Annotated in this window: 12 protein-coding genes; 7 read left to right on the forward strand and 5 right to left on the reverse strand. The window is 69.8% G+C overall.

Features of this window, described 5'->3' with window-relative positions; translation table 11 throughout:
- The first annotated feature begins 672 nt into the window (after positions 1-672).
- Together ACQEV2_RS00865 and ACQEV2_RS00870 are read left to right on the forward strand one after the other, a co-directional pair.
- Positions 673-1,284 carry an AfsR/SARP family transcriptional regulator gene (locus ACQEV2_RS00865; RefSeq protein WP_433035161.1) on the forward strand — a complete coding sequence of 204 codons (612 nt, stop codon included), beginning with the start codon at positions 673-675 and terminating at the stop codon, positions 1,282-1,284.
- A complete protein-coding gene (locus ACQEV2_RS00870) occupies positions 1,224-3,761 on the forward strand; it encodes an ATP-binding protein (RefSeq protein WP_433035164.1) in 2,538 nt (845 codons plus the stop codon). Before ACQEV2_RS00865 ends, ACQEV2_RS00870 begins: the two co-directional genes overlap by 61 nt.
- Positions 3,762-4,355: 594 nt before the next feature.
- Here ACQEV2_RS00870 and ACQEV2_RS00875 read toward each other — a convergent pair.
- A complete protein-coding gene (locus ACQEV2_RS00875) occupies positions 4,356-5,309 on the reverse strand; it encodes a zinc-binding dehydrogenase (RefSeq protein ID WP_433035167.1) in 954 nt (317 codons plus the stop codon).
- 77 nt (positions 5,310-5,386) lie between these two features.
- Here ACQEV2_RS00875 and ACQEV2_RS00880 point away from each other — a divergent pair, with 77 nt between their 5' ends.
- Together ACQEV2_RS00880 and ACQEV2_RS00885 are read left to right on the forward strand one after the other, a co-directional pair.
- Positions 5,387-5,794, forward strand: a complete 408-nt coding sequence (locus ACQEV2_RS00880; RefSeq protein WP_433035170.1) for a winged helix-turn-helix transcriptional regulator — start codon at positions 5,387-5,389, stop codon at positions 5,792-5,794.
- Entirely contained in the window at positions 5,791-6,255 is a 465-nt protein-coding gene (locus ACQEV2_RS00885; protein ID WP_433035173.1) for a contact-dependent growth inhibition system immunity protein, read from the forward strand. Before ACQEV2_RS00880 ends, ACQEV2_RS00885 begins: the two co-directional genes overlap by 4 nt.
- Before the next feature lie 106 nt (positions 6,256-6,361).
- On the opposite strand, the gene ACQEV2_RS00890 is transcribed toward ACQEV2_RS00885, so the two are convergent.
- Together ACQEV2_RS00890 and ACQEV2_RS00895 are read right to left on the reverse strand one after the other, a co-directional pair.
- Positions 6,362-7,213: a phosphotransferase gene (locus ACQEV2_RS00890; protein ID WP_433035176.1), complete on the reverse strand. Its 852-nt coding sequence runs from the start codon at positions 7,211-7,213 to the stop codon at positions 6,362-6,364.
- A 154-nt stretch (positions 7,214-7,367) separates the two neighbouring features.
- Positions 7,368-8,150, reverse strand: coding sequence for a DUF899 domain-containing protein (locus tag ACQEV2_RS00895; RefSeq protein ID WP_433035179.1), 783 nt, complete (start codon positions 8,148-8,150; stop codon positions 7,368-7,370).
- 219 nt (positions 8,151-8,369) lie between these two features.
- On the opposite strand from ACQEV2_RS00895, the gene pstS reads away from it, so the two are divergent.
- Together pstS and ACQEV2_RS00905 are read left to right on the forward strand one after the other, a co-directional pair.
- Positions 8,370-9,515, forward strand: a complete 1,146-nt coding sequence (gene pstS, locus ACQEV2_RS00900; RefSeq protein WP_433035182.1) for a phosphate ABC transporter substrate-binding protein PstS — start codon at positions 8,370-8,372, stop codon at positions 9,513-9,515.
- A 220-nt stretch (positions 9,516-9,735) separates the two neighbouring features.
- Positions 9,736-10,602: a nuclease gene (locus tag ACQEV2_RS00905; protein WP_433035185.1), complete on the forward strand. Its 867-nt coding sequence runs from the start codon at positions 9,736-9,738 to the stop codon at positions 10,600-10,602.
- A 16-nt stretch (positions 10,603-10,618) separates the two neighbouring features.
- Here ACQEV2_RS00905 and ACQEV2_RS00910 read toward each other — a convergent pair whose 3' ends face one another.
- The gene (locus ACQEV2_RS00910) at positions 10,619-10,834 is read right to left on the reverse strand and encodes a hypothetical protein (RefSeq protein ID WP_433035188.1); all 216 of its coding nucleotides are present in this window, start codon (positions 10,832-10,834) and stop codon (positions 10,619-10,621) included.
- Positions 10,835-11,021: 187 nt separating this feature from the next.
- Positions 11,022-11,579 carry a TetR/AcrR family transcriptional regulator gene (locus ACQEV2_RS00915; protein WP_433035191.1) on the reverse strand — a complete coding sequence of 186 codons (558 nt, stop codon included), beginning with the start codon at positions 11,577-11,579 and terminating at the stop codon, positions 11,022-11,024.
- An 83-nt stretch (positions 11,580-11,662) separates the two neighbouring features.
- On the opposite strand from ACQEV2_RS00915, the gene ACQEV2_RS00920 reads away from it, so the two are divergent.
- Entirely contained in the window at positions 11,663-12,826 is a 1,164-nt protein-coding gene (locus ACQEV2_RS00920) for an FAD-dependent monooxygenase (protein WP_433035194.1), read from the forward strand.
- The last annotated feature ends 56 nt before the right edge of the window (positions 12,827-12,882 follow it).

Raw genomic sequence — 12,882 nt, forward strand, 5'->3', positions numbered from 1 at the left:
TGGGGCGGCGGCAGATGCTGAGCAGTGACTCGCGAGATTCCGACGTGGCAGCCGTGGCAGCCTGCGGGCATGCCGGAGTTGCGCGTTCGTGCAGGCGCCACTACGCCATCCGGTGCCACTACGCCTTGCCGGACGATGCCTGGTGTGTGGAGCTGAGCGAGAATGAGCTCTTCTCACCCGCGGTGCGGACATCCACGCGGCGCGCTTGTTACTCAAGACCCGGCCCAGAGCACCCCGCCGGACGAACGGCACCCATGCGGGCTGCAGAGTTCATTGCCAAGACTCCAGACGCCCCCGGCTCTTTTCGGTCAACCACCCACAAAACAAAGGCGGTTGCCGAGCCGCCACGTCACAGTGGGCTGAAACGATCACCAGAAGGCGGCGTTCGGAACGGGACACGGTGAGGGCACAGTTCGCGGTACTCGGCGAGATCGAAGCGCGCGTCGACGGCAGGCCGGTCGACCTCGGGCATTTGCGGCAGCGGTCCGTGCTGGCGGCACTGCTCGTGGACGCCAATCACACCGTCTCGATCGACCGGCTCGGCGACCGGGTCTGGGGCGACCGGCCACCCCAGCGCTGGCGCCCCACGCTCTACAGCTATGTCTCCCTCCTGCGCCAGGCCCTGGAGCCGGCCGACCCAGCGGCTACCAACTCGCCGGTGGCAGCTCGTCAGTGGACCTGCACCGGTTCCGCGACCTCGTCGCGCAGGCCCGCGACACCCAGGACGACGACCGCGCAGCCGCCCTGCTCGACGAAGCCCTCCGACTATGGCGCGGACCCGCACTCAGCACCCTGGAAACCCCCTGGTTCACCTCACTGCGCGAGACCCTCCACCACGAGCGGTTCACCGCCGAACTCGACCGCAACGACATCGCCTTACGCCACGGCCGCCACGCACACATACTCGCCGACCTCACCGCACACGCCGCGGCGCACCCTCTCGACGAGCGCCTGGCCGGCCAACTTATGCTCGCCCTGCACCTCTCCGGCCGCCCGGCTGACGCACTGCGGCACTACCGGCACACGCGCCGAGCCCTCGCCGAAGAACTGGGCATCGATCCGGGACTGCCGCTGCAGCAGTTGCATGAACGGGTCCTTGCCGCCGATGCATCCCTCGCCGCCCCGGTCCGCCCGTCCGCCGTACCCTCCTCCCCGCACCCTCTTCCTCGGTGCCGCGTCAGCTGCCGGCCCCGCCCGCTTTGTTCACCGGGCGCGATGAGGAGTTGGAGCAGCTCACCAAGTCTCTCGCGGACGGGCCGGACGGCACTGTGGCGATCACGGTGATCCGCGGGCAAGGAGGCGTCGGCAAGAGCTGGTTGGCCGCCCAGTGGGCCAACCGGAACATGCAGCGGTTTCCTGATGGGCAGCTGTACGTCAATCTGCACGGCTTCGACCCCCGTACGCCACCCTTGCCCTCGCATGTGGCCCTGCGGGGATTTCTGGAAGCGTTGGGCGTCGCGCGCGACCGCGTCCCCACGGACCTCCGGGCCCAGTCCGCCCTGTACCGGAGCCTGCTGGCGGACCGGCGCATGCTGATCCTCCTGGACGATGTCCGCCACGCCGATCAAGTCCGCCCGCTGCTGCCCGGCAGTCCTTCCTGCAGCGTTGTTGTCACCAGCCGCAACCGTTTGACCGCCCTGATCGCCGCGCACGGCGCCCGCCTGATGCCGTTGGACGTCCTCAGTCCGGCGGAGGCACACGCGCTGCTGGCCGGCCGCCTGGGTGCGGAGCGCACCTCCGCCGAACCCGGAGCCGTTGCCGCCCTGGTGGAGCACTGCGCCGGCCTGCCGCTGGCCCTCGGCATAGTGGCCGCCCGCGCCGCCATGCACCCCGACTTCCGGCTCGCCGTCCTCGCCGATGATCTCGTCCGGGCCGCCGACCGCCTCACCGCACTCGACCCCGGGGACCTGACGGTGAACGTACGCGCCGTCTTCGCTGCCTCCCACCGGGCCCTCACCCCTTCGGCCGACCGGCTGTTCTCCTTCCTGGGCCTGGCGCAGGGGCCGGACATCGGCCTCGCGGCAGCCGCGGGCCTGGCAGGGCTCCCCCAGGCTCGGACCCGGGTGCTGCTGGCGGAGCTGGAGGGTGCGCACATCGTGCGGCAGCACCGTCCGGGGCGGTACCGGATGCACGACCTCGTCCGCCTGTACGCCGCCGAGCTTGCCGACGGCATTCCCTCCCAGGAGCCCGTAGCCGCCCAGGCCCGGCTGCTGGACCACTACCTGCACAGTGCCTTCGCAGCCAACCGTCTGCTGGACGGCCCGTACACACCCTTCCGGCCCGAACCGGACGCTCCTGCCACCGACAGCCGCCCCGTCGCCCCGGACGACACCGCAGCGGCCCTCCAGTGGTTCCATGATGAGCACGAGTGTCTGCTGGCCGCCCAGTCGCAGGCCGCGGCGCTCGGGCGCCATCGGCTCGTGTGGCAGTTGGCCTGGACACTCATCTCGTATCACCTGGGCGGGCACCGTCTGCAGGAGTACGTCAACGTGTGGCAGGCCGCCCTGGCCGCGGCCGAGCACGACGGCGACAACCCCACGGCCGAGACCCTGGCGCACTGGCGCCTGGGATTCGCGAGCGCCCGCGCCGGTGACCACGCGCAGGCGCTCGAACATCTGCACCATGCCCTCACCCTGGCCGAGCGCACCGGCGACATCGCCGGTCAGGCTCACATCTACCGCACCCTGGGACGGGTCTGGGAAGAGCAGGGAGACAACGCGCGTGCTCTCGACCATGCGATGCACGCTCTGCGCCTGTACCAGAAAGTGAACCATCCTTTCTGGCAGGCGAACCAGCTCAACGCGGTCGGCTGGTTGCACGCGAAACTGGGGTTCTACGCGCAGGCCCGCACCCACTGCGAGCGCGCCCTCGCCCTCTTGCGGGCGGGGGGTCTCCCGGCCCACGGAGCCTCCACGTTGGACAGCTTGGGCTATATCGCCCACCACACCGGCCGGTACCGTGACGCCCTGGACCACTACGGGCAGGCTCTGGAGCTGTTCCGAGAGGTCGGGGACACCGCCAACGAGGCCGACACCCTCGCCAACGCCGGGGAAACCCACCGGGCCCTTCACCATTACGCCGACGCGCGCAATGCCTGGCAGCGGGCTCTGGAGCTGTACCGGTCCCAGAACCGCACCGCCGAGGCCGAAGGCTTGCGCGACCGCCTGGAGACGCTGCGTGACGAGTGGACGACGGACGTACGCGCGGGCCCAGGGGTAACCCGGCAGGCGCCCAGGGGTACCGGGCAGGGCCTCCCCCGCCCCTGTCCCGGCACCCCTGCTTCCCCCTCCCCCGCTCCGACCCCCGGTGGCCGGTCAGAACCAGGCGCTGCAGCCGCTGTTGCAGACCCGGACGTGGAACTTGGCGACGTCGCTGAAGCCTCCGCTGGTGCTTCCGCCGCGCGAGGTGACGGTCTGCACATTGCCGTCGTAGTAGATCTGCGCGTACACGCTGGAGGAAGCCCGGCTCACCGAGAAGTCGCCGTAGTACAGCCCGCCACCCTGCGAGTAGTAGTGCTTGCACACGTAGGCGGAGCCGCCTCCGGGTGCGCTCATGGTCTTGCAGCCGCCGGCTGCGTTGGCCGTACCCGGCATGACCATGAGACTGGCGGCCGCGGCACCGGCGGCCATCAACACGGAAAGCGTTCGCTTCATGGGGTTTCCCTTCTCGACGCTGTCGCCACGAGGCGGGCGAGGGCCGTGCGCCTTCGCCGGAAACCACAGTGGGGGCCGGGCCGTGGGGAAACCTTGCGGCAACCTTGAATCGGCTGGTGGGCGGCCGTTTCGCTCGGTCGTGTGAAGGTGCCGGTGCCGAGATCGCTCACTGCCCGCGCCGCGCGGTCATGCAGGGATGAAGCTCGGCCACCAGGGTGGGACGTTGCTCGGGCACAAGGGGGTGGCGGGGTAGGAGTTCGGCATGCCGAGCCACGTCACGAGGAACCAGGTGAACCACAGAGTGAAGATGAGCCCTGCGGCCAGGGCTGCCCCTCGGTGACGTCTTCCGAGGGTGCGGTGCAGGACTACCCAGGGAACCGCAGCAGCGATCCATAGGAGAGGGGCGAGAAACAGCAAGGTCATGGCGTTGGCTGACGCACTGCTGCCGATGTCACAGGCAGTCCATGCCCTGCCGATCGTGGCAATGGAGACCACTGCGGTCAGCCCGCCGAAGAGGACACCGAGGAAAATTCCTCCGCCCCAGGGTCTCGGACGACTCGACGGCCCTGCTCCCACGATCGCACGCCCCCCTCACCTTGGATGCGGAGAGTATCAACGCCTGGAGCAGCCCTCTGAACCGGTGCAGCAGGGCGAAGGTCTGCACGCGAGCCGCGGGCCAGTCGAGTGTCAGTCAGGCCAGACCTAGTCCTGCGGAGAAGGCACCGGGACATGCAGCTCGCCAGATGTCAGCTCCAGGACCGCTTTTCCGGAGATCCGACGTCCGCGAAGCGCTTCGGCCGCCTCGTCGAAGCGGTCCCAGGATCCTTGCCAGCCGATCTCGACGGTGAGGGCCCTCTCGGCGGCCAGCTCGGTGAGTGTGGCCAAGTCCTCGCCGACCTCGCCCTGGATGACGAAGGACGTCAGCGACTTGGCCGGGCCTACGGTCGCATACGGTGGAAAGACCGCCGACTCCCCGGACGTCCAGCCGACGCTCTGTACGCTGCCTCCGGGAGCGAGCAGGTTCCATGCCGCGACCAGTTGAGGGCCGCCCACGCTGTCGATGACCACGTCGACCGGTCGCTGGAGTCCCTCCAGTCCGATCAGCACCTCGTCGGCGCCGGTCGCGGCCAACCCCTCCGCCCTGGCCGGCGAGCCCACGGACGCGATCACATGGGCACCGGCCTGCGCCGCCAGCTGGACGGCGAACCGCCCGACGCCGCCGGAGGCACCGGTGACCAACACCCTCTTGCCCGGCCCGAGTCCAGCGGCCCGCAGCGAGCGCAGAGCCGCCACTCCGGCGACCGGCAGAGCGGCCGCCTCTGCCAGGTCCACTCCCTTCGGCACCTCGGCCAGCGCACCCACGTCGATCGCGACGCGCGCCGCGAACGCCCCCGCGGTCAGGGCCACCACCTGGGTCCCCACCGCCGGTCCGGTTCCGTCGGCTGCGGCCTGAACGACCACTCCGGCGGCGTCCGAACCGAGCACCGCACCCACCGGGACCCGCCCGGAGCGGGCGTCGTTGAGGTCGCCGTAGTTCAACGAGGCGTGGGAGACGTCCACCAGGACCTGGGTCGGCCCGGGCACGGGATCGGGCACCTCGGCGAGGCGGACGGCGGCGGATGCGGACGGGTCGACGACGAGAGCGCGAACAGGCATGTCTTCCCCCTTGGTTGACGACATGTAACAGCAGTCATCATCGATAACCTTGCTGGTCCTCGGAAGGAGGCACTTTCATGTCACGCAGTCACACCCGTGTTACCGAAGCGCTCAGGGATGAAGCCTGTCCGGTCACCGAAGTGCTCGACCGCGTGGCGGGCAAATGGAGCATCGGAATCCTGATCGCCGCCGCCCACGGTCCGGTCCGCTTCACCGAACTGGAGCGCGCCATCAAGGGCATCAGCCGACGGATGCTCACCCTCAACCTGCGCAGGCTGGAGCGGGACGGGCTGCTCGTCCGCACCGTGTATCCGACCGTCCCGCCCAAGGTGGAGTACAGCCTCACTCCCATGGCCCGGGAGCTCCACGCTTCGCTGACCGGCCTGGTGGACTGGGCCGAGCGGCATCGGTCCGCCATCGCCGAGGCCCGCGCCGCCTACGACACTGCAGCCGCGCAGAGACCCGACGCCGACGGGCCGGCGTGATCGCGGACAGGTTCCAGGGGCTGTTCGAGATCTTGGCAGAGGACAATCGACAGATGACTGAACCGGCACGTGGATCTCGCTCGCTGGAGGAGATGGAAGGTGGCCGCTGGCCTGACCCGCCTGCGGACGCCACTCGTCTGGTTGCCACGGCGCACGCATTGCGGCGCAAACCGATCAGCGCCCTCAGCCCCGAGGACCTCCGGCTGCTGATCGGCCGGAACATCGGCCTGCCTTACCTGCTGCCCAGGGCTGTCGATTTGCTCCGTGCCGATCCGCTGGTGGAAGGCGACCTCTATGAAGGCGACCTGCTCTCGGCTGCGCTGACCAGAGATCGGGCAGCGTGGGCCGGAGCACCGCAAGCTGCTCGTGCCCTTCGCCTGGTCCTGTCCACCATGAACGACATCCCTCCTGGCCTGCAGGGCGAAATCGATGACTTTCTCGCCCTGTCCGCCGAGTTGTGATCGGACCGGGAGGTTGTCGTACCGCGTGGCCACGCCTCGGGGCTGCTTGAGCCGGCCGATCCGACACCCGATCTTGCGGCGCGGCTACGACCGCGAAGGTCCCCGATCAGCCATGGATGTCCGGGCCACGGCGATCAAGTGCCGCTCGGATCTGGCGGAGCCACTCCGTACCCAGCCGGCGCCCGTTGGGGAGTTGGTCGCCGCGGTCCCAGCGCCACGTTGTGATCATCGCCAGCACGAGGAGCCGGCACTCACGCAGCAAGTCCTGATCGACTCCCGGATAGTGCTCGCTGACTTCTTCGGGCGCATGCGCGAGGTCGAATTCGACGGGCCCACGGCAACACGTCTCAAGGTCGATGAACAGCGACCCGTTCTTCGTGGTGAGCACGTTGCCCGTGTGCGGCTCGCCGTGCAGCAGTTGCTCGGCGCCGCCGCGCTCGCCGATCGCCCCACTCAGGCTTCGTAACGTGTCACCGAGCAGTTCCCGGTCCGCCTCGGCAAGCGCCGGAGTGCGGTCGCGGTTCGCCACGAGTTGCTGAGCCTGCTCGACTCGATCCGTGAAGTGCGGTGTCGGGACATCGAGTTGGCGCATGCCGGCATGCAGCCGTTCGAGCGCATGGGCGTAGACGGCGGGTGAGACCTCGCCGGGTGTCACGGGTTCGTGGTAGGTCCACCACGTGACCACGAAGCCATCACGCTCGTAGACGCGCGGCTCCACTCGAGGGTCGAGAGCAGCCACAGGACAGCCGGATTCGGCGAGCCGCTGAGCCAACTCGACTTCGACCTGCGCGACTTGGTGGGCTACGGGTGCCACCCGGGCCACGACATCACAAGGCAGCAGACGCACAGTGAGCTTGTTCGAGTCATGAAGAACGATCGCGTCGTCGGCTGTCAGGCCAAGTGATGAGGCGGTCGACTTGGCCGCGGCCACCGCACGCGGGCCCTCTGACGCCTGCATCCTCGCCCGGCCCCTCTCCCCTGAGCACTGCCATGACTGCTTGGACGACACGTGCAGCCGGACTCATGGCAGGACTGGCAAGCAGCCCGGACAGCCCCTCTCCTACCAGGAGTCCTTCCTGACACCTTATGCCGACCCCGTCGATGACGGCGCGTCAGTGATGGTGGCCGCGCCGTCCGAGGGTCTCCACAGGGGTGGCGCCGGGGCGGGTCCACTGCGGAACGGGGCGGCTGGTCGGCCCCCAGGTGGCGTTCCCGTCCGAGTCCGAGCGCCAGGACCAGCACGGCCCGCGCCCCTCGGGCCAGCCCTCGGGGTTGTCCTCCCACGCCTCGCCGCGGCCGTAGGGCGTCATGTCGAGCAGGCCGAGGGACCCGTTGACCCGCTCGTTGCCGCGGCCCGTGGTGGAGTAGGTGAGGAACACGCGGTCGCCGTCGCGCAGGAAGCAGGTGAGGTAACCCATCTCGCCGCCTGCCGGCGCGTCCACGTCGCGTACGGAGTACCAGGGCTGGGTGTAGCCCATGAACTCCACGTAGGAGGCCACCTCGTCCCAGCGGCCGGTGGTCAGGACGGCGAAGGAGACGCCGCGGGCGTTGAGGTAGACGGCGTCCTTCAGATGCCAGGCCGTGGTGGTGCAGCCCTCGCACTGCCCCTGGTGCGGGGCGCCGTCGTACCACATGTGCTTGTAGACCACGAGCTCGTCGCGGCCTTGGAACAGGTCCAGGAACGGGACCGGGCCGTCAGGCCCGACGACCTCGACCGTCCCGTCGAACTCCACCATCGGCAGCCGCCGGCGGGCCGCGGCGATGGCGTCGCCCTCGCGGGTGTGGGCCTTCTCACGGACCAGAAGCTCGTCACGGGCGGTCTGCCAGGTGGCCAGGTCCACGATGGGTGGGCGGCCGGTCAGCGCGGTGGTCGGGTCGTCCGGCGAGGTCGTCATGGTGTCCTCCGTGATGTGCAGGTCCGGGGCAGCGTCGTAGGCGTCCTACGGCGGTCACGAGAACAGACTCCCGTCCCGGCCGGAACTCATCGCGGCATGGGATCGCGCCCGGATCCTCAGCCGCCACACCCCTGCCCTTTACCGAAAGCGATCGTTTCGTTACCTATAGTTGCCGCGGTGGACGGTCATGGTCGCTACCACCGGAAGGAGCACCGAAGAGTGAAGCGTCAGCGTAAGAGCCGGCTGCGCACCCTGGCGATCGGCTCGGCGGTCGTCTCCGGCGTGCTCCTCCTGGCGGCTTGCGGCTCGGACGGCAGCGCACAGAGCTCCGGCAGATCACCCACGGCCACCTCGCCCGCCGCCACGGGGGCCGGCGACATCAAGTGCGGCAAGGCGGCCACGCTGTCGGCGTCGGGCTCGACTGCGCAGGAGTTCGCGATGCAGTTCTGGATCAAGAACTACATGCGGGCCTGCCCCGGTACCCGGATCAGCTACGAAGGCAACGGCTCCGGTGCCGGCCAGGCCGATTTCCTCGACGGCAGAACCGCCTTCGCCGGATCCGACTCCGCACTGAGCGCCGCCCAGATCACCCAGTCCAAGAGCGCCTGCTCCAACAGCGGCCGGGCCGTCCACCTGCCGATGCTCGGCGGCCCGATCGCCATCGCCTTCAACCTGCCGGGGGTCAAGAAGCTGGTCCTGGACGCACCCACGCTCGCCAAGGTCTTCGACTCGCAGATCACCAAGTGGAACGATCCGGCGATCGCGAAGCTCAACCCCGGCACCAAGCTGCCGTCGACGCCGATCCAGGCGTCACACCGCTCCGATTCCTCCGGCACGACGGACAACTTCACCTCCTACCTGAGCGCGGCCGCACCGAGCGCCTGGCCGCACGGGCACGACAAGGAGTGGAAGGCCAAGGGCGGCCATTCCGCCAAGGGGTCCTCCGGGCTCGTCGACCAGGTGAAGGAGACGGTGGGTGCGATCGGATACGTAGAGCTGTCGTATGCGCTCGCCCGCACCCTTCCCACGGCCTCGATCGCCACCGGCGCCCCCGCGCCTGTCGACGCCAGCATCCTCACGGCTTCCAAAGCCATCGCCGAGGCCGAAATCGCCGGCGCGGGTGACGACCTGGTGCTCGAGCTCGACTACACGACCAAAGCCCCGGACGCCTATCCGATCGACATGGTCACGTACGAGATCGTCTGCGACAAGGGCAACAAGCCGACGACGTGGTCCGCCACGAAGGCGTTCCTGACGTACATCGCCGGCCCCAAGGGGCAGGAGGACTTGAGCTTCCAGGGCTACGCGACGCTCCCGGCCACCATCGTGAACAAGGTCCGCAGCAAGATCGACAACCTGTCCTGACCTGATCTGACGTACCTCCGATTCGATGCGGGAACGAGCACCTCCCGCCAACGTCGCAGCACTCGGCGTCTGTCCGACCCCATCGTACGCACCCCGCATGCCATGTCTGCGCTTCCGTCCGCCAGTTGTATGAGCTGTCGCCTGCTTCCGGCCCGGCACCGTGCCGCGCAACGCAGACAGGGCCACAGTGAAGTCACCAGCGACCATGAGGAGCGCCGCCATGCCCATGCTGCTGATCAAGGGTTCGTACGAGATCGTGGGCACCCAGCCGGACGGGGACACCATCCACTTCCGGCCCGACGACCCGGACGAGTGGGACCTCATCGGCGGCCCTCGCAAGGTCAAGCGCAACGCGGCCGGCCGGGGCAAGCTGCGTCTGGAGGGCATCGACACCCTGGAGACCCACTACTCCCGAACCGGCCCCACCGTCGCTCAGCCTCCCACCTACGCGAATGCGGCCCGGGACACGCTCTTGACCTGGGTCGGCTTCACCAGCGTCACGCGCGAGCCGGACGAGACGGTGACGGCCTCGGCGCCGGCGAGCGTGCCCGGCTACATCCTGACCCGGGGCGTCGACCCCAGCCGCCGCTGCATCGCCTTCGCCGGGCGCGGTACACCCCCGGCCGCCAGCGGCACGCAGGTGTTCATGGACGCGAGGCTGCTGGAGAACACCGTCAACCATCACCTCATCGTGGAGGGGCTGGCGTATCCGCTGTACTACCGCACCCTCTTCCACGACCTGCGCAACGCGATCACCACCGCGGTCCGAGCCGCACGCTCTGCCACGCCGCCCAAGGGCCTGTGGACCGAGGACTCGACTCTCACGGGAGCGACGATCACCGGCATGTCCTCGCTCACGAAGGACGAGGTCATCTTCCCCAAGCTGTTTCGCCGTCTGGTGGACTACCTCAACCTCGGCGACACCGACCTCGCCGGATTCCCCGCCTACCTCGACCAGCAGGCCGACCGCTTCCTCATCCTGCCCACCGGCCAGTTCACCACCGGACTCGACGAAGTCGTCCAGGTCTCCGGCACCACCGTGAAAATGACCCGCAGCCCCGAGGATCTCGTCTTCGACGAGGACTAGAGGGCCGGAGGACCGTTCAGCGCCCCCACACGTCCGGGCCACCGCCACGCCACTCGATCAGCCCGGATGCCCGCACGTACTCGGGGTCCGCATCCTCGATCCCCGCCCGGCGCAGGAACTCGGCAACGTCCAAGAGCCCGTACGCCATGCCCAGGAAGTGATCGTCAGCCCGCACGCGCCGCCCGCCGTCCTCGGCGGGTGGGTAGACGACGACGGGTTGCGTGGTTGCCATGGCACCAGGGTGCGACGCGGGACGCTCACGCGCATGCGGGCCCCGACGGCCATACGGGCCCCGACGGCTTCCCGACTGCGCCCATCGCGTTGCGGCCGAGCGCACAACCTCCTGCCCCGCCCCCCTGTCTGCCTGCGGCCCCAGGAGCACCCGGCCATTCGGCCCGGCCGGTACCCGCCAGTGTGGGCTACCGAAGCGCCGCCGCCACCAGCCCGCGGATCTCCTGCTCCGAGACGGTTCCGCCTCCCACCAGGCGGTCGAAGACCAGTCCGTCGACGCAGGTCAGCAACGTGACGGTACGGTCCTCGGCGTCCGTGACGCCCTGCCCGGCCAGGAAGTCGCGTACGACGTGTCGTGCCGCGTTCTGGCGCGGCACGAGGATTTCCTGCAGCTCGGGGTGGTGCACGCTCTCGATGGCGCAGGCGTAGCGGGCGAGGGAGCGTCGCCGTCCGTCACCGGTGAGCCGTTGCTCGACGAAGGCAGCGAGGCCGGCGACCAGTTCCTCGGCATTCTGCGGCACCGGCGTCTGTTCCCCGATCGCCTGGAGTTCCGCCTGGTCGAGGGCGACCAGGCGCCGGACCAATGCGGTGAGCAGGGCCTGGCGGGTGCGGTAGTAGGCGGATGTGGTGCCGGGCGGCAGGTTTGCCGCCCGGTCCACCGCGCGATGGGTCAGTCCCCGGATTCCGGTATCGGCGAGCACGTCGATGGCCGCGTCGGCGAGGACGGTACGTCGGTCTGTGGGCACACCCCTTTCTACACCTGTAGAGGAGCCGGGTACTCTCCTTCTACATCTGTAGATGCAGGAACGGGCGGGCGAGGGAGGGCCGTATGGGTGGCAGCGGCAGCGCGGTGGTGGTGGGCGCAGGTATTGGCGGGCTGGCCGCCGCGATCGGGCTGCGTCTGATCGGGTGGGAGGTGACGGTCGTCGAACGCGCCCCCGTCCTCGCCGATGCGGGTGCGGGTATCTCCCTGCACGCCAACGGCATCCGTGCCCTGGACGTCCTCGGTGTCGGCGAGGCGGTGCGGGCGGCGGGGCGACCGCAGTACAGCGGGGGTACCCGGGTCCCCGGTGGCGGCTGGCTGGCCCGGATGGACGGGGCCGCTCTCGAGCGCGAGCTGGGTACGCCGATCGTCGGTATCCCCCGGGCCGTGCTGCACCGCCTGCTGCGCGCTGCGCTGCCGTCCGAGTGCCTGGTGGTCGGGGTCGAGGCGATGTCCGTCGACCGTACCGGCCCCAGCGGGGTGCGGGTGCGGCTCGGGGACGGTGTCCTGGAGGCGGACCTGGTCGTGGCCGCCGACGGGGTGGGCAGCCGGCTGCGCGCCCAGCTGTTCCCCCGGCACCCCGGCCCGGCCTACAGCGGGTCGACGGTTTTGCGCGCGATCACCGAGCGCCCGGTCGAGTTGGACACCGACTTCGAACTGACCTGGGGGAAGGGGGCCGAGTTCGGCCACATCGCGTTCGCCGACGGCCGGGCCGAGTGGCACGCGGTGCTCAACTCGCCGCCCGGGGTGCGGCACACGGACGCCCTCGCCGCCATGCGCCGCCGCTTCGGCGACTGGCACGATCCCATCCCCGCGCTGCTGGACGCGACCGCCCCCGACGCCGTCCTGCACCACGACATCCACGAACTGGCGATCCCCCTGCCCGCCTTCACCGCAGGCCGGATCGCCCTGCTCGGCGACGCCGCCCACGCCATGACCCCGAACCTCGGCCAGGGTGCCTGCCAGGCACTCGAGGACGCGGCCGTGCTCACCGCCGCGCTTGCCACCGAGCCCACCGTCGAGGCGGCGCTGGCCCGGTACGACGCCGAGCGCCGCCCGCGCAGCCAGTCCGTCGCACGCGCCGCCCGCCAGGCCGGCCGCATGGGTCAACAACTGACCCACCCCTTGGCCGTCGCCGTACGGAACACCACTCTGCGGCTGGCACCCGCCGGCGCGACCGTCCGCACCATCCTGCGGCACGCCGACTGGACACCGCCGGGCCTCGGCTGACGGGCACTGGACCCTGTCCCGACGCGACGGGTTCGACGTCGACGACGTCGGATTGC

The sequence above is a fragment of the Streptomyces sp. CA-251387 genome (assembly GCF_050936625.1).
In the GTDB taxonomy this organism is placed as follows: domain Bacteria; phylum Actinomycetota; class Actinomycetes; order Streptomycetales; family Streptomycetaceae; genus Streptomyces.